This is a genomic window from Bifidobacterium boum, from assembly GCF_000741535.1.
In the GTDB taxonomy this organism is placed as follows: Bacteria; Actinomycetota; Actinomycetes; order Actinomycetales; family Bifidobacteriaceae; genus Bifidobacterium; species Bifidobacterium boum.
In genome coordinates this window covers 112,979-129,655 of the sequence record NZ_JGYQ01000015.1, presented here as the reverse complement: position 1 = coordinate 129,655, position 16,677 = coordinate 112,979, and the positions used below count along the sequence as shown (strand labels likewise).

Sequence of the window (16,677 nt, the reverse complement as noted above, 5' to 3'; positions counted from 1 at the left end):
TCCGCGATTTTGTGACCCAGCCAATTCTTGATTGGATTGGTTGGGTGCGTGTTGGTAGCGACCGATCGAATCCGCGACTTTGTGAGGATTGGCTCACACGGTGGGCTGTGCGGCGGGTCGGATTGGCGATGTGGAATTGTCTGACGGTGGGTTTGTGAGGATTGGCTCACACAATCCGCCTGCCGCCATCCCGACCCGCCCCGCAGCACCTCTGCCGCCCCCGCCCCGGCATACCCGCCCGGCGCGCCCACCGCATCCACCCACCCGCCACACAATCCGCCGCCCGACACGCCCGTCCACTTACGAAGTCGCAGATTTTCCGTTACGTTAAACGATGCGTGTCATGCGACACTGCGGCTATTTTTGTAGATTTCGCCTTTCATCGATGCGGTTCTCGCCTCTCGTTCATCAGGCATGTCGAGGAAAATCAACGGTTCCGGGGCTTCCCGGTCCGGGCCTCACTGTCTGCTTTCGCGCTTTCCGGTGACGCCCGCTCTGTGCAACAACGTGGGGATTGCGCCGAACCAACATGAGATGAAAGGACAATACGTGACTTCGACCATCAAACCTGGCCGTGTTCTTTTTGTGGCAGGATACGCCACTTTTCTCGCCACGTTCAATGAGACCTTCCTCAACGTGGCGTTGAACCCGATTATGAAGGATCTGTCGGTGAACGCCGGCATTGTGCAATGGGTGACGACTGCGTACATGCTTGCCGCCGCCGTGATGGTCCCGGTTGCGGGATTCTTGTACAAGAAAATCCGCACGTCACGCCTGATGGCGTTATCGTTGATTTTGCTGGTCGTGGGTAGTGTGATCGGCGGATTCGCACCGAATTTCGCGGTGCTGGTGGTGGCGCGTGTGGTGCAGGCGCTTGGCACTGGCATGATTGTGCCGATCGGCATGAATTTGACGCTCGCTGTCGCGCCGAAAAACAAGATCGGCGTGTATATGGGCATTATCGGCGCGATGACTACGCTCGGCCCCGCGTTCGGCCCGATTGTGGCGGGCGCGTTGTTGGCGCACGGCACGTGGCATGTCCTGTTCTTTGCGCTTGGCGTTCTGGCGGCGATCTGCTTGGTGTGCTCGATGCTGTGGATTGGCGATATCGCGCAGCTGACGCACCCGCATATGGATGCCCTGTCGGTGGCGCTTGCCGCTATCGGCCTGATCGGCCTGCTGTATGGTGTGTCTACGGTGTTCTCCGGTCAGACGGTTGCCGCGGTGGTTGCGCTGATTATCGGTCTGGTTGCGTTGGCTGTATTTGTGATGCGTCAGCGTCGCATTCCTGAGCCGTTCCTCAACTTAGAGCCGTTCGGTAATCGTGCGTTTGTGCTGGGCGTGCTGCTGGTTATTGCGGCGTTGATGACCGTGTTCTCGATGAATATTCTGCTGCCGCTGTTCATGGAAAGTGCGCTTGGTTTCTCCCCGTTGCAGGCGGCGCTCACGTTGCTGCCCGCGTGCATCGTGTCGTGCGTGCTGTCTCCGGTGGCGGGCAAGGTGTTTGACCGGTTTGGTGTCGGCTGGCTGGTGAGCGTCGGCATGGCGGTGATTGCGTGCTTCGTGCTGGCATTGTCGTTTACCGGTGGTTCGACGACTAGCGCACGGATTGTGCTGCTGTATGCGCCTGCGATCGCCGGCTGCGCTTGCGTGATGGGCCCGGCGCAGTCGTATGCGCTGTCCAGTCTTGATCGCCGCTTGTACCCGCACGGTGTGACGATTGTGTCCACGACGTTCCAGATTGCCGGATGCGTGGGTTCTTCAGTGTTTGTGGGGATCCTGTCTGCGGTGTCGGTCGCTCGTGAAGCGTCCGGCCAGTCTGCTGCGGCGGGTGCTGCGGCCGGTTTTGATGCGGCGTGACGTGTCGCTTTCGTGGTGGATGTGCTGGGATTCTTGGCCGCGCTTGCGCTTGCCCGGGTTGAGGCGAAGTCGCGTGCCGCTGCTTGCGCTCATGCGGATGCGTCTGCGGCGCATGAGTCGGGGCATGATGCTGAGCCGTCGCTTGCTGATGCGATGAAGCGTGACGTGTACGCTGTCACTGCCGCTGACAGCGCTTACGATGCGCTCGTGGTGATGGTACGTAATGGTACGACCGGGATTCCGGTGCTTGATGAGCATCATCATGCTGTCGGTTTTGTGACGGATGGCGATATTATGCGCACGCTGGTCGGTAACACGAATGACAAGGTTTCGATGTCGTATGTGTACGCGTTGTGGGTGCAGGGCGATAAGTTTGCGCAGCGTGTCGCGGATTTGCGTCAGGTCAATGTGATGGAGATCTGCACGCATCGTGTAGTGACGGTGGCGGCGAACGCGACGATTGATCGCGTGTGCGAGATGCTTGCCGGCAATCGTGTCAAGAAGCTGCCGGTGACCGGCGGCTCCGACGGCAAGCAGGTGGTCGGCGTAATCAGCCGCTCTGATCTGATGCGGTATATGGTTGCCTCGGTCGCACCAGTGGACGAGTGACGCGGACGCATCCGCCGGTTGTGTGGATCTAGTTGCGCGTGGAGTGTGTTCGATATCACCGGTTTGCAGGGGTTGTGCAAACCGGTGATGCGCGTCATGCTGTCGGCATCACCGGTTCGGAAAAGAAGAAACCCGGCGGGAGAGAAGAGAAGAATACCGCCGGGTCAGAGGAGAAGAAGAGAAGGGGTTGAATTATCAGGTTTGCGCCTGGTCGACGGATTCCGTCGATGTCATTGACCATACCGGCCGAACCATTGAACACGCCCGTGTTTCGCTGTGAATTTCCTGAGAATCGGTGGCGTCGGGGTTGTCTCACGACACGCCACCGGCGTGTTCCGTTCCGTTCGCAAACAAGCTGATACCATGGCAGAAGTCACGCGAATACGCGACACCATAACTGAACACCATAACTGAATATGTCATCTTTACGCCGTGTATCGGAGGCGTTCCCCGTCCGCAGGATTCCAGATTCCGGGCGCCAACAACGCAGTCGGTGGGTTAACAAGGCGTGATCGCAGAACCGGGTGCAATCGTATTGCGTCCGGCCCCGTATACGAGCGTAAGGAGGAGCGATGAGACGTATCATCGATCTCTGCAAGCGAGTACCGCTATTACCGATTACCATCATCTGCGCGCTGCCGATTGCGCTGCTGTGGAACTTCCGTCCTTGGGGCCATTCGCTCGGCTCCCTTGACCCCTCACTGGGGCAGTACCTCATCATCGCGCTGGTCGCGTACACTGTCATCGACACGATCATCGGCATGGTCGACGATTTGCGTCACGGGCATGTCGGCGTTGATATCCTCGCGGTTATCGCTATCCTGTCCACGGTCGCTGTGGGCGAGTACTGGGCTGCTTGGACTGTCGTGCTCATGGTCTGGAGTGGCGAGGCAATCGAGGAGTACGCGCAATCCAAGGCGGAAAGCAACCTGACCGCGCTCATCAAAGCCGCTCCGCAAACCGCGCATATCACCACGCTGCCGGGCGTCGGCGCTGAAAGCGGGAAAACGCAAAGCGGAGAAGACGGCTTCCATAAAACCGCGAGCGCTACGGGCGGTACCGCTGATTCGGCTGATACGTCCGATTCCGCAAGCGCTGCGGCGTCGAATGTTTCCAGTGATTCGAACGCGTCTGTGGCTTCCAGCGACAACATGCATTTCCGTACGGTTCCGGTTGAGGAAGTCAAGCTTGATGACGTGCTGACCGTGCTCCCCGGCGAGACCGTGCCGGTCGATGGCGTGCTGATGAGCGGCCAGGCGACTCTCGATTTGAGCAATATCAACGGTGAACCGGTGCCGCGTGAAGTGTTCGCCGGGGCGCGGGTCATGTCTGGCGCGGTCAATGGTTCGACCGCGTTCACCATGCGGGCAACCCAGTTGTCGCATGATTCGCAGTATCAGCGCATCCTCGAGCTGGTCTCGTCCGCGCAGAATTCGCGCGCAACCGTCGTCAAAACCGCGGATATCCTGGCCGTGCCGTTCACGGTGATTTCGCTGGTGATCGCGTGCGTGGCGTGGGGCGTGTCCGGCGTGCCGACCCGCTTCGCACAAGTGCTCGTGCTGGCTACGCCGTGCCCGCTGCTGATTGCCGCTCCGGTCGCGTATATGGCGGGTACTGGTCGTTTGGCGAAGGCGGGGATCCTCATCAAGGCACAGGAGGTTCTGGAGAATCTTGGCCGTGTCTCGCATATCTTCTTCGATAAGACCGGCACGTTGACGGTCAAGCAACCGCAGGTTGTGCGTGTTGATTTGTTGCCGGATGCGGGTGCGGATATTCCGGTGCATGCCACTGCGATGGGAATGGTTGCCACTGGTGCCGAGCATGCTGGTGTCGGTGTCGAAGCTGGGGCTGCGCACGCTCGCATCGACAAGGATCACATCCTTATGCTCGCGGGTGTTGTGGAAACCTATTCCGTGCACATCCTGTCGAAAGGCATCGTCAAGGCCGGCGCGGCGGCGCTCGACCGCCTGCACGACCGCTACGACAAGGGCAATCGCAATTGTGCGCAACCTGCGACCGATCCGGGGCATCGCCGCGGCGATTACCCGGTTGTCAAGAACATCCATGAGGACGCCGGCAAGGGGATTTCCGGTACGGTCAACGGCCTGAACATCAGTGTCGGCCGGTTCGCGTACGTCACGCAAGCCCAGGTGGATGCCGGTCTGCAGCCGCAGTCCGCCACGCCGCTCGACTTCTTCCCGGACAGCCGCTTCGGCGGTCTCGCGCCTGACGAAATGGCCACGTATGTGGCGGTCAACGGCAAGCTTGCGGCGCGCATCGTGATGAAGGATATTCCACGGCCGAACGCGAAAGAATCGTTGCAACGTCTGCGCGGACTGGGTGTCGAGCGTCTGACGATGGTGACCGGTGACAAGGAGCCCAGCGCCCGCATCATCGCCGACGAGGTCGGCATTACGGACGTGCATGCCGAGCTGCTGCCGGAAGACAAGGTGAATACGGTGCGTTCCGCAGCGCAGGATAAGGTCGCGGTGCAACCGTGGTGGGATCGGATCATCCAGAAGCTGGTCGGCGAATCGACCACGCGCCCAGTGTCGATGATGGTCGGCGACGGCGTGAACGATGCCCCGGTGCTCGCGGCCGCTGATATCGGCATGGCGATGACTGATGGCACGACGACTGCCGCCTCGGAATCCGCGCAAGTGGTCATCATGAACGATGACATCGCGTGCGTGCCGAAGGCGATTGCGATTGCGCGCCGGACCAAGCGCGTCATGCTGCAGGCGGTGGTTGCCGGCTTGTCGCTGGCGATTGTGGGCATGGTGTGTGCCGCGTTCAACCTGATTCCTGCGGTTGTCGGCGCGTTCCTGCAGGAGGCGATTGACGTGGTGTCGATTCTGTGGGCGCTGACCGCGCTGCTCGATCGCGAGTAGGCTTGTTTCTCCTGTCTGCTCTGTCTTCCTGTCTTGGCCGCTAACTGCCCGTCGTGTGACTGGTTGGTCGCCCGGCGGGCAGTTTTGTGACGGGATTGCGCTTGGGGGTGCTGGTATCTGCTTGTGATGTGACTATCCGGTCGCACAGCGGGCGGGTAGATACCGGGATTTGATGCCAATAGCAGGTATCTGCCTGCGGTGTGACTGGTTGGTTGCACGGCGTGCCGATGCATTGCGGATTCCGGTCTTGGGGCTGGCTATCTGCCCGTAGTGCGACTGGCGGGTCGCGCAACAGCCGGATATGTCATGGAATTTGGTTGTGGCGGCTGATGCTTTTGCGCAGTGCGACTATCCGATCGCACCACGGGCAGATATTCCCTTGGTTTCTGCCGTTCCGCCGGCTTGTAGCGTTTCAGCATAATGCGCTGGCCATTGATGTACCGGGCATGAACGCGTTACGCCGGACCCTATCGGACGACGGGGTTTGCTGTATAGAATCGCGCGATGGAATCCTTGCCGATTGTCCGATTGCAGGGGTCGGCCGGCGAAAGTCCGGCACGTGCGTCCCGCCAAGGTGCTTCAGCGTGTGTGCGTTCGCTAAGCTGATTGCCGGTCTTTGATGCGAGCTGCCCGCACACCACGTCGATGATTGTTTTCTCCTCGTCCGTCAGGCGCGGTGTGCCATCAGGAAGGAACTGGTCAAGCTCGCCAGCATGGATGAGGAACAGATGACGGTGGAGATTGAACAGCGCTGGCGACACCGGCCCATTGCGCCATGCCTGGAAGTCTTCGTCAAAAAGCGGGACACCGCGTTTCGACAATGATTGGGCCTGGGAGTAGAAGCACAGCTTCTCGAGCTTCATGGTGCTCATCGTGCCGTTGTTCTGGAGTATGTATGCCGCGACATCGGTTATCGTTGTCATGCCATCCTCCCCTCTGATGCTTTTCTCTGCGATGCTGTCCTCTGTAATATTTTCTTCGGTGCGTTACGATTGCCATTATCCGGAATCTTTGAGACATCCATGATACGCGTGGAAACGGACAAGACAAGTTGTTGAGCCGGAGGTGAAGATGGACGTAAGTCGCAGGAAAGCGACAGCTGCGGGAAAAGCTTTGCGCGACTGCTCACCGGAGTCGCAAGAGTATCAGAACGCGCTGGCAGTCATGCTCCAGTGGAGGGAGCAGCACATCGTTCCGACCCAGGAGAGCTTCCGGCGTCTTCTCAAGATTTCCAAGGAATTTCCAGGCAGCGTGGCGACGTATCGATTAAAGCGCCAGCCGTCGATCCTGTCCAAGCTGAAACGTCATGGAAACGCCTTCGAGCTTGGTGCCATTGATGACATTGGCGGTTGCAGGCTCATCGTCGATGACATACGTCAGCTGGAGGATGCCTGTCAGCGGATGCATGACTTATTCCCGAATGCCAAGCAGCCTAAGAACTATATCGAGCGTCCGGAGGCCAGTGGATATCGAAGCTACCACGATGTCGTTCAAATCCAAGCCGGTGAAGGAAAGAATCCTCTTCTCTACCGTGTTGAGATACAGATTCGCACAAAGCTTCAGCACTACTGGGCGACGACTGTGGAAGCCACCGGAGAAATATACAGTCTCGATCTCAAGACGCCAAAGCCTGAGGAGAGTCTCTCCGAAACAGAGAAACGCATGCGCGACTTCCTCCGTATTGCATCCGCAGCCTTTGCAATAGAGGAGGGGACATCGATACCGGCAGGGTTCGAAGGCGTGGACAGAGACACAATTGCCGAGACAATCCGTTCAACACCCGGTTTCATGACGTTGTTGGATGACCTCGAAGCATCAAGCGACACGGTTTTTCCGGTGCCGTGGTCCGAGAAAGTGCATGCTGAAGGGGCAGGACTGTATCTGTTAGAGTTCTCTCGTGCCGAGCAAATCCTCAACATGAGCGTGTTTTCTGCGGGTGCACTTGATACTGCAATCCGTGCTTATCAGAATGCCGAGAACGCCAGTAAGGCCAATGAGTCGACTCTGTTCGACAACGTGGTCCTTGTCTATGCACAGAATCCCGACCAGTTGAAACTCGCCTATCCAAACTATTCATCCAATGTGCAGGAATTTGTCATGCGGGTGAAGGATTTCATTCAATGACAGACCACTTCGCCGGGATTTCATGTTGATATTATGATTTCCGGGCGGTGGTGAATTCCGCGAAGTGTGCCAGATAATGTTCGTTGTTCCTCATTTGGTGAGTGCACGACATCGAGTTGGATTTGGCTTTCTCATGTCGCGATGAGTGCTTGGTGCGATTGTTGGGTCGCATGGCGGGCGGGTTGTCTAGGGAATTCTCTTGCTTTGGCTTGGTATCTGTCCGCTGTGTGATTGATTGGTTGCATGGCGGGCGAGTGTGTTTCGGGATTTGGTGCCGACGGCTGCTATCCGCCTGCGGTGTGGCTGGTTGGTTGCACGGCGCTCGTACATCTTCCGCAATTACCGTGGTTGCGTTAGGCTGGAACGCATGGTTGACCAACATGATGACAAGAACGGACTGCGGATTGCAGTGATCGGCGCCGGCCCGGCAGGCGTCTATTCGTCGGATATTTTCCTGCGGCAGCTGCGCAAGGAAGGCGAGAAGCTCGGCGTGGGCACGGACGCCCGCATCGACCTGTTCGAGAAGCTTCCGGTGCCTTTTGGCCTGGTGCGCTACGGTGTCGCCCCGGACCATCCGAGCATCAAATTCATCGCGGACGCGCTCGAGAAGACCCTCGACAATCCTGACATCCACCTGTATTGCGATGTGGAGTTCGGCAAGGACATCACGCTTGATGACTTGCTCCAGCGCTACGACGCCGTGCTGTTCGCGACCGGCGCGGTCAAAGACAAGCCGCTGAACCTGCCCGGTGCGGATTTGGACGGCGTGTATGGCGCCGCGAAATTCGTCGAATGGTACGACGGATACCCCACCGGCGCCCGCACGTGGCCGTTGGACGCGCAGCAGGTCGCCGTAATCGGCGGCGGCAACGTGGCGATGGATGTCGCCCGCGAGCTCATGCGCAACGCCGACGACCTCAAGGCCCGCACCGACATCCCCGACAATGTGTACGAGGGTATCAAGGGCAACAAGGCGCGCGAACTGCACCTGTTCATCCGCCGTGGCGTCGCACAGGCGAAGTTCTCCGTGCAGGAGCTTCGTGAGATGGAGAAACTGCCGGGCGTCCAGCTGATTATCAACGAGGACGATTTCGAGCTTGACGATGACACCATCGAGGAAGCCGGCAAGAACAAGCTGACCCGTCAGATGGTCGAGGAACTGTACGCAATCCGCGAAATGGCCGAAGACATGGAAGACGACGGCGACGTCGATTTCGAAGGCAACCCGGCGGACCGCAAGTACTACGTGCACTTCAATTCCGCGCCGACCGAGGTGCTCGGCGAGGACGGCAAGGTCAAGGCGATTCGCGTGGAACGTACGGAAACCGGTGCCGACGGTGTGATGCACCGCACCGGCGAATTCACCGACTACCCCGTGCAGGCCGTGTACCATGCCATCGGCTATCAGCCGGCCACCGCGCCCGGTATCGCGTATGACGAGCGTCACGCGCACCTGGCGAACGCGGGCGGTGACGGCCGTATCACCACCGAAGCTGACGGCGGCGACGTACGCGACCGCCTGTACGCAACCGGTTGGGCGAAGCGTGGTCCGGTGGGCCTGATCGGCTCCACGAAGTCCGACGCCCTGATGATTGTCACCAATATGCTCGAAGACCTGTCGAAAGCCGCCGAGGGTGGACGCATCGCCCCCGACCGCGACCCCGAATCCATCGACCGTCTGCTTGCCGAACGCGGTATCAAGCCGATCGATTTCGCCGGATGGAAGCGGATTGACGCGTTCGAACGGTCCGAAGGCGCGAAAGAAGGCCGTGAACATAAGAAGGTCATCGATCCTGAGCAGATGCGTGAGCTCGCTCACGCCGAGTGACGCGGCCGGATAATTGGGCCTGAATCGACTTGAGTGATGCGCGCTGAGCTGTAGGCGTAGCATTGCTGAACGCGATTGGAATACTCCGGAAAACGGCGATGTTGCAACGTTTTTCGCATGTTGCGACACCGCCGTCACGCGTCTCGGACAGCCATCGCGTCCTTACGTCAAGCGCGTATTCAGAAAAAACTCAGCGAGGAATTTTAGGCTGAGCACCATGAACGGCAACATGAAGGTGCATGGCCATTGCAACGGCTTGAAAACAGTCCTCCTATTTGGGCTGATGTGGGCTGTCATCATGCTGATTTGGTGGCTGACCGGAGCAAGTGAAGACACGCTGGGGATGTATCTCATAATCGGCGTGGCCAGCACATTCATCTCCTACTGGTTCTCCGACCGCATCGCCATCGCCTCGATGGGTGCGCGCCACGTGTCGGAACAGGAAGCGCCTGAACTGTACCGGATCGTACGCGAACTGTCCGCCCGCGCCGGCAAGCCGATGCCCCGCATCTATATCGCGCCGACCATGAGCCCCAACGCGTTCGCAACCGGTCGTAACGAGCATCACGCGGCCGTATGCTGCACGCAGGGCATCCTGCAGATTCTCAATGAGCGTGAACTGCGCGGTGTGCTCGGCCACGAGCTGATGCACGTGTACAACCACGACATTCTCACCTCCGCCATCGCATCAGCCATGGCGACGGTTATCACGTATCTCGGCTACGCGCTCATGTACTTCGGCGGTGGTGACGACGATGACCGTGATTCCGGTCCGCTCGGCTTCCTAGGGGTCATGCTCAGTGCGATTCTCGCCCCGATTGGGGCGTCGCTGATTCAGCTTGCGATTTCCCGGACGCGTGAGTATGACGCCGACGAGGACGGCAGCAAGCTGACTGGAGACCCAGAGGCACTCGCATCCGCATTGTATAAGATTTCGTACGGCGTGAAGGAATGCCCGATGCAGGCGACAGCCGGTAATCAGAGCACCGCTGCCATGATGATTGAAAGCCCGTTCAGCGAGCAAGGTTTCCAGAAGCTTTTCTCCACCCACCCGCCGACCGCCGACCGCATCAACCGGCTGATGCAGATGGCCCACGAAATGCACGGCACTGCCGTCACCATGCCGGGTGGCACCCCGCAGGTCCCCTACCAGCAGACCGCACAGCCCGTCTACTCCCAGTACGGCCGCTGAATCCCCGTCTACCGACGCCGGGAATGGTGTGAGCGTCGGTAGAATCGTTTGCCGACGTTGGGGGTGGTGTGGGCGTCATCAGAACCGTCTGCCAACGCTGGCTACTGTCTGAGCGTCGGTGGAGGGTTGCGGGGCGCATTGTGATGGGTTGGTGCCGTCAGAGGGCTTGTTGCGTTCCGACATTTGGCTGGGTGGTACGCTTGATGGCTCGTGTCCCCGCTTCCGCTGCTATTCGTGCGGCGCGTACAGAGGATGTTTCCTAATGATTGTTACGGGCGAAAGGATTCGGCGTGGCTCAGACAACGCATCACAAGCTCCACGACGACACAGCGATGAGCGCAACCATGAGCGGGCAGATCAGCGAACAGCCGCTCCCGCAAGCCGACATGCAAGCCGGTGTGCAATCCGCGTCACGTGTGTTATCGCGGCATCGTACGTCGCTGAGCTTGGTGCTGTTCGCGGTTGCGATGGTGGCGCTCGCTATCGTCGAAGGTTTGATGCTGCGGTCTAACACGGCAGATCATGCCGCTGAAATGCGGATTATTCTTGCCGCTGGGGCGCGTTGGGCGGCTTTTGTGCCGGCTGCGCACGCTATCGCCGTATGCTTTTCCGCAATGGTTGCGGTACCGGTGATTGCCATACTGCTTGGCGTGATTTTGGCGGTCACGCGCAGCGTCGGCCAGATGCTGCGGGGATTGGCGATGGCTGCGCTGCCGATGGCGGTGATCGGCTTGATCAAAACAATCGTCGATAGGCCGCGGCCGAGTACCGCGCGCGGCGTGCTCATGCCCGATCCGAGCTTCCCCAGCGGCCATACTGCGTGTTCGGTGGTGGTCGTATCACTCGCATTGTTCATGTTGCAGGTCATTGACGCACGAATCAAGGGGTCCCGCAGGTTGGCTGGATTGTCGGCAGGTGATTCGCGCACCCCGGCTATCGCCGCCGACAGTGCGATACCGCAATCGCCGGTCGTTTGGCGTGGGGTACGTGCGGTGCTGACGGTTGTCCTGATTATCGTACCGTTCGTGGTTGCGTTCTCCCGTGTGGTGTATGGCGTGCATTATCCGACCGATGTAGGTACGTCACTTGTGTTGACGCCAGTGCTCACGTGGTGCGTGTACCGGTTGTGCGAACCTATGCGGTGAATGGCGCAAGGATTCCGGCCGGAGTGTTTCACGTGAAACACCATGCAGGATGGCGCGGTTCCGCGTGATGGGTGGCGTAGTCATGCCGGTTAAGAATGTTCCACGTGAAACAGCGGTGGGGCGACTGCTTGCTCCGATCGGGCGCAGGTCGTCCAGCCGGATGGTGTTTCACGTGAAACGTGATGACATGGTCCCCGTGCGGCGATCGACGTGGCCGCCCGCATCTGCGGCTGTCGGTATGATGGCAGACGCCAATCAGCACAAGGCTTTAGACAGGAGACCTCATGCAGCGTGACATTGTAAAAGACCGGACGTTCCTCGCCCGCAAATCGGCGCCTGCAACAGTGGACGACGCCGCGGTGATTACGGATTTGCGTGATACGCTCGCCGCGCATCATGACGATTGCGTCGGCATGGCCGGCAATATGATCGGCAGTTTGACGCGCATCATCATCGTCACGATGGGCGAGGAAGATGTCGTCATGGTCAACCCGGTTATTATCAAGCGTTCCGGCATGTACCTGACGAAAGAAGGATGCCTGTCGCTGGAAGATGTGACGCGTGCCAAACGGTACGAGAACATCACCGTCGCTTGGCAGGATGACTCCTTCCGCAGGCATGTGACCGGCTATTCCGGGTGGGTCGCGCAGATCATCCAGCACGAGGTCGACCACCTCGACGGCATTCTGGTGTGAGCCAGGTCGCAGCCGATGCCAGACAGGCGCCGTTGTGTGAGCGGGTCCTCACTCGCGGCGTCCGGCGTCCGATGCCCGCCTCGCCCGCGCCTGTGACCGCCGCGAGAACCACACGTTGAGCAGCGAGCCGGTGACCACGAGCGCCACGCCAATCCAGAACGGCAGTCCGAGCGCGACCCCCAGCAGTACGGTGCTGGATGCGGTCGAGAACACTGGTGTCGCGTATGATCCGATTGCCAACGTTTCCATATTGCCGTGCAGCATGCCATGCCCCCAGCATGCGTATCCGGCCGCGATGGACACGCCGCACGCAACCGTTGCGAGAACACCGCCGACACTCGGAGCCTGCGTGGGCATCCCGCCGCCGGAAATGAAGTGGATGACCCATTGGGTGACTGCCACGCAGCAGAAAAAGACCGTCGTGCCGTCGTAGCCGCCGGACATGCTCGGCGTGATCGCCGCGTACACCGCCCAGATCAGTGCCCCGGCGAACGCCAGCATGAACGGCAGCGGATTCGACGCGATATTGCGCAGCGCCGATTGCACATCCAGACTGTCGCCGCCCACCGCCATCGCAACGCCGACCGTGGCGATAATCGCTCCCGGCAAAGCCTGCCAGACTGTGCCTTTTCGGCCGGACAGCGCCGCCGTGAACAGTACCAGCAGGGTCGGCCACAGGTAGTTGACGAGGCTGACTTCGACGGATTGCGCGGCGGTCGAAGCAAGGCCGATGGACAGGGAAATCGACGTCTCATAGGTGATGAACATGATGCCACCAAGCAGCAGGTAGCGGCGGGGCGCTTGGGGGAGCGGTTTCGGTCGGCGGGTGAGCAGCAGCATGACACCGCCGACCGTGTAAACCATGGCGGCGCCGAGCGTGGCTCCGAACGCGTCCGCGGCAAGACGCATGAGACCGGCCATGAAACCCCATAACACGATGGCGAACAAACCGATCACCGTGCCGCCATGCGAAATCGCATGCCCGAGCAGTGGGTTTCTGGCGGTGTCAGTGGTGTGGTTCGTCATGGCTGGGGCTCTCCTTAGGGATTGCTGGAAGCGCGGTTCCGTTCGGCACCCGTTGCCCGGCACCTGGCACTTGGTCGGGCACTCGGTGCCGGGCGGGTGTGCGGAGCGTATATTGGAGCGGAACAAAACCGCCTGCATATTGCTAGGGCCACTGTACCGCCCGGGTGTGCACGCCGGGTGACGCCGGTTCGACCGGCAGACGAACAATCGGGCGAGCTGCCAGATAAACAATCAGGCAAATAATCAGGCGAACAGCCAGGCGAACGCGGAGACACCCAGTCGGACGAACGGCCGGACGAGCCGCACCATGCTACTGCCGTTTCGTGCGCGACTGCCACCACCAGCCGATGACGTCAAGAATCATACCGGCCGCCGTGATGATGATAATCGGAACGTCGTGACCCCTGACGCCGAAGACGATCAGCAATATACCGAGTGCGATTTGTGCGATGAGCAAGCCTTTGTCCATGTGTCCCTCCAGATATTGTGCTCTTGCGACGATAGTCCTAGGGGTTCGGTAGCGGCGTCAGCGTCCCGGGTAGTGGTCCCGCGCGGGCAGGATGCACAAATCGGCTCGCTGTGGTAGAGTGCTTACTTGTATGTGTGGCTTTGCTGTGCATCTGCGGATGTAGTTCATCGGTAGAATGGAAGCTTCCCAAGCTTCAGAGGCGGGTTCGACTCCCGTCATCCGCTCTCGCGATCGCGGTACCGGCTTGGTGCCGCGATTTTTCGTATCGCGCCAGGCTCCTGCTCAGGACTGCGTGACTCCCGGGCGACCGCCGCCTTTCCAAAACTGGTTATGCTGGCGGGTTGCTGGACGCAGCTAGCTTGTCTGATTCCCCAACTGGTTACGCTGGAAAGCCTGTGAGCGCAGCGAGTTTGTGATACGGCGAGTGAGCGGTTGGATGACAAACGGTTCTCACCTTGAGTGGCTTATCCGGGAAGCGCGCTCATCTCACATTACCGGCGTCCGTTGCGCGTTACGGTTGTGTGAGCGAATCCTCACACGGAGGCACCTGGGATCGTCAGGCTTGTTGATTTCAGGTGCCGTGCCGTCCATTTTGTGAGCCAATCCTCACACAACGGCCCGTGGCGAGTGGGAAACAGGCTGATCTGGGTCTTTGGGGTGCCATTGTGTGAGCGAATCCTCACAAAGACACGCTTTGGGTGGCCTGATTCGCTGACTCGGGCGCTCTGCCTCCCGCAATCGTACCGGTCCATGAGCCGCAGTTGTGCGCTCCACGGCAGGAATCGCGCGGCGAACAGTCCGGCTTTCACCTGCCAGGTCGGCACGATGATAAGCTTGCCGGCCAGCGTCTTGTCGATCGCATACCTTGCAACCGCGCGGCTGGATGCGCCCGGCGTGAGGAATTCCCCGCCTGCGGTCGCGTTGAAATGCGTGTCAACCGGTCCAGGGCACAGCGCGCTCACGGTGACGGGAACGCGTTCGCGCCGCAGCTCCTGCGCTACGGCCAGCGTGAGTTTGAGCGTGTAATTCTTGGTCGCGTAGTAGGTGGCGAGACGCGGTCCGACCAGGAATCCGGCAGCGCTGCACACGTTGAGCAGCCGGCAACGCCCGTCACGCCTGAACTTGCGGACGAACAGTTTGGTGAGCACGTGGTAGGAAACCACGTTGAGGTTGATCATCTCGAGCTCGCGGTCCAGCGGGGTGTCGGTGAAGTCGCCGAACAGGCCGAATCCGGCGTTATTGACGAGCAGGTCGATACGTTCGTCACGGTAGCGCGCGAACAGTTGCTCGCACGCGCTGCGCTGCGCCAAATCGAGCGCGACGGTTTCGACCGTGATGGTTTTGCCGTGCGCGCTTGCGATCCGCTGCGCTTCTTGCGCTACATTGTCCAGACGCGCCTGATTGCGTGCCGCGAGCGCGAGATTGTATCCGAGTTCGGCGAGGTACAGCGCCATATCGCGTCCCAATCCGCTGGACGCTCCGGTAACGATTGCTTTCACGGCAACTCCTTCTCCTGCTTCTGCCGACGCTTGTGGGTGTCTCAGTGTCGGTGGAGGGTTGGTGTTCTGTTTCTGCCGACGCTGATGGTGTGGTGAGCGTCGGCAGAGGGCGGGGTGACGGGGCTGGAGCGGTATGCAAACTGGACTGCCGGCATCGCCCGCCCAAAACCAGACAGGCTACTTGAGTCGCCGCCCTGCCGACCCGAGTCGCTCGCACGCTTCGACCACGCGCCGCGCCATCGAGTCCTCGGCTTCACGCCCCCACGAGCGCGGGTCATAGAACTTCTTATCGCCTACTTCGCCGTCGATCTTGAGCACGCCGTCGTAGTGCGCGAACATGTGCCCGGCAATCGCTCGCGTGAACGCGTACTGGGTGTCAGTGTCAATATTCATTTTGACAACACCGTGGCGCACCGCTTCGGCGATTTCCTCGGCGCTGGACCCGGATCCACCGTGGAACACCAGCGGGAACGGCTTGTTTTCAGGTACGTCCCCCGCAAACCCGCGTCCTGCGGCATGTCCGGTGATTCGCCCGTCCGCCACGGCGGCGGCGACCTCGTTCTGGATATCGCCCAACAGTTCCGGCCGCAGCTTGACCACGCCCGGCTTGTACGCACCATGCACGTTACCGAAGGTGAACGCGGCCATGTAGCGCCCGTTTTCGCCCAATCCGAGCCGTTGCGCGACGGTTACGCCGTCCGCGGGCGTCGAATAGAGTTTTTCGTTGATTTCAGCGCGCTGCCCGTCTTCCTCGCCGCCGACCGCGCCGATTTCGATTTCCAGCACCGTGTGCGCGGCCACCGATTTGGCGAGCAGTTCTTCGGCGATATCAAGGTTTTCGGCGAGCGGGACGGTCGAACCGTCCCACATGTGCGATTGGAATGACGGCTCCTGTCCGTGCGCCACCTGGTCCGCTTCAATGGCGAGCAGCGGCCGCACCCATTCATCCAGATACTGTTTGGCGCAGTGATCGGTGTGCAAGGCAACCGTATTCGGGTATGCTGCGGCGACTTCATGCGCGAACGCGGCGAACGCGAGCGACCCGGTGACCCGGTTGTTGACCCGCTGCCCGGAGAAGTAGGCGGACCCGCCTACGGACACTTGGATGATACCGTCGGATTCAGCATCGGCGAGGCCTTGCAATGCGGCGTTCAAGGTCTGCGTGCTGGTCACGTTGATAGCAGGGTAAGCATAGCCGCCGCGACGCGCCGCATCGAGCATCTCGGCATACCGTTCAGAGGTTGCGATAGTCATGATTCCATTATCCCGCATACGATGGCATCAGCATGGTTCGAACACGGTGTGTTGTTTTTGCGAGAGGCGATATACAAAACCCCCG

Annotated in this window: 13 protein-coding genes and 1 tRNA gene; 9 read left to right on the top strand and 5 right to left on the bottom strand. The window is 60.0% G+C overall.

Annotation, left to right across the window (positions count from 1 at the left end):
* The first annotated feature begins 549 nt into the window (after positions 1–549).
* From BBOU_RS05355 to BBOU_RS05345, 3 genes are all read left to right on the top strand, one after another.
* Positions 550–1,860, top strand: coding sequence for a DHA2 family efflux MFS transporter permease subunit (locus BBOU_RS05355; protein WP_161788241.1), 1,311 nt, complete (start codon positions 550–552; stop codon positions 1,858–1,860).
* A 21-nt stretch (positions 1,861–1,881) separates the two neighbouring features.
* Positions 1,882–2,469 (top strand): CBS domain-containing protein, encoded by a 588-nt coding sequence (locus BBOU_RS05350; protein ID WP_152595607.1) that lies wholly within the window; start codon positions 1,882–1,884, stop codon positions 2,467–2,469.
* Positions 2,470–3,041: 572 nt separating this feature from the next.
* A complete protein-coding gene (locus BBOU_RS05345) occupies positions 3,042–5,360 on the top strand; it encodes a heavy metal translocating P-type ATPase (RefSeq protein WP_026503071.1) in 2,319 nt (772 codons plus the stop codon).
* 467 nt (positions 5,361–5,827) lie between these two features.
* On the opposite strand, the gene BBOU_RS05340 is transcribed toward BBOU_RS05345, so the two are convergent.
* Entirely contained in the window at positions 5,828–6,283 is a 456-nt protein-coding gene (locus BBOU_RS05340; protein ID WP_026503072.1) for a Panacea domain-containing protein, read from the bottom strand.
* 148 nt (positions 6,284–6,431) lie between these two features.
* On the opposite strand from BBOU_RS05340, the gene BBOU_RS05335 reads away from it, so the two are divergent.
* From BBOU_RS05335 to BBOU_RS05315, 5 genes are all read left to right on the top strand, one after another.
* Complete coding sequence (locus BBOU_RS05335) at positions 6,432–7,484, top strand: RelA/SpoT domain-containing protein (protein ID WP_026503073.1); 1,053 nt, start codon at positions 6,432–6,434, stop codon at positions 7,482–7,484.
* Positions 7,485–7,851: 367 nt separating this feature from the next.
* The gene (locus BBOU_RS05330) at positions 7,852–9,312 is read left to right on the top strand and encodes an FAD-dependent oxidoreductase (RefSeq protein ID WP_026503074.1); all 1,461 of its coding nucleotides are present in this window, start codon (positions 7,852–7,854) and stop codon (positions 9,310–9,312) included.
* 217 nt (positions 9,313–9,529) lie between these two features.
* Complete coding sequence (gene htpX, locus BBOU_RS05325; RefSeq protein ID WP_033490229.1) at positions 9,530–10,504, top strand: zinc metalloprotease HtpX; 975 nt, start codon at positions 9,530–9,532, stop codon at positions 10,502–10,504.
* Positions 10,505–10,794: 290 nt separating this feature from the next.
* Positions 10,795–11,649, top strand: a complete 855-nt coding sequence (locus tag BBOU_RS05320) for a phosphatase PAP2 family protein (protein WP_026503075.1) — start codon at positions 10,795–10,797, stop codon at positions 11,647–11,649.
* Positions 11,650–11,933: 284 nt separating this feature from the next.
* Complete coding sequence (locus BBOU_RS05315) at positions 11,934–12,344, top strand: peptide deformylase (RefSeq protein WP_026503076.1); 411 nt, start codon at positions 11,934–11,936, stop codon at positions 12,342–12,344.
* A gap of 48 nt (positions 12,345–12,392) precedes the next feature.
* On the opposite strand, the gene yddG is transcribed toward BBOU_RS05315, so the two are convergent.
* Positions 12,393–13,370, bottom strand: coding sequence for an aromatic amino acid DMT transporter YddG (yddG, locus tag BBOU_RS05310; RefSeq protein WP_051616806.1), 978 nt, complete (start codon positions 13,368–13,370; stop codon positions 12,393–12,395).
* A 310-nt stretch (positions 13,371–13,680) separates the two neighbouring features.
* The gene (locus BBOU_RS09235) at positions 13,681–13,839 is read right to left on the bottom strand and encodes a hypothetical protein (RefSeq protein ID WP_155809247.1); all 159 of its coding nucleotides are present in this window, start codon (positions 13,837–13,839) and stop codon (positions 13,681–13,683) included.
* 153 nt (positions 13,840–13,992) lie between these two features.
* Here BBOU_RS09235 and BBOU_RS05305 point away from each other — a divergent pair.
* Positions 13,993–14,063, top strand: a tRNA-Gly gene (locus BBOU_RS05305).
* 309 nt (positions 14,064–14,372) lie between these two features.
* Here BBOU_RS05305 and BBOU_RS05300 read toward each other — a convergent pair.
* A complete protein-coding gene (locus BBOU_RS05300) occupies positions 14,373–15,338 on the bottom strand; it encodes an SDR family NAD(P)-dependent oxidoreductase (protein ID WP_238552069.1) in 966 nt (321 codons plus the stop codon).
* Between the two features lie 177 nt (positions 15,339–15,515).
* Positions 15,516–16,592, bottom strand: coding sequence for a class II fructose-bisphosphate aldolase (gene fbaA, locus BBOU_RS05295; RefSeq protein WP_026503077.1), 1,077 nt, complete (start codon positions 16,590–16,592; stop codon positions 15,516–15,518).
* Between the last annotated feature and the right edge of the window lie 85 nt (positions 16,593–16,677).

Excerpts from the sequence above, each read along its gene's own strand:
- BBOU_RS05340 (WP_026503072.1), bottom strand. The coding sequence starts at position 6,283 with ATGACAACGATAACCGATGTCGCGGCATACATACTCCAGAACAACGGC.
- BBOU_RS09235 (WP_155809247.1), bottom strand. The coding sequence starts at position 13,839 with ATGGACAAAGGCTTGCTCATCGCACAAATCGCACTCGGTATATTGCTG.
- fbaA (WP_026503077.1), bottom strand. The coding sequence starts at position 16,592 with ATGACTATCGCAACCTCTGAACGGTATGCCGAGATGCTCGATGCGGCG.
- BBOU_RS05330 (WP_026503074.1), top strand. The coding sequence starts at position 7,852 with ATGGTTGACCAACATGATGACAAGAACGGACTGCGGATTGCAGTGATC.
- htpX (WP_033490229.1), top strand. The coding sequence starts at position 9,530 with ATGAACGGCAACATGAAGGTGCATGGCCATTGCAACGGCTTGAAAACA.
- BBOU_RS05315 (WP_026503076.1), top strand. The coding sequence starts at position 11,934 with ATGCAGCGTGACATTGTAAAAGACCGGACGTTCCTCGCCCGCAAATCG.
- BBOU_RS05335 (WP_026503073.1), top strand. The coding sequence starts at position 6,432 with ATGGACGTAAGTCGCAGGAAAGCGACAGCTGCGGGAAAAGCTTTGCGC.
- yddG (WP_051616806.1), bottom strand. The coding sequence starts at position 13,370 with ATGACGAACCACACCACTGACACCGCCAGAAACCCACTGCTCGGGCAT.
- BBOU_RS05345 (WP_026503071.1), top strand. The coding sequence starts at position 3,042 with ATGAGACGTATCATCGATCTCTGCAAGCGAGTACCGCTATTACCGATT.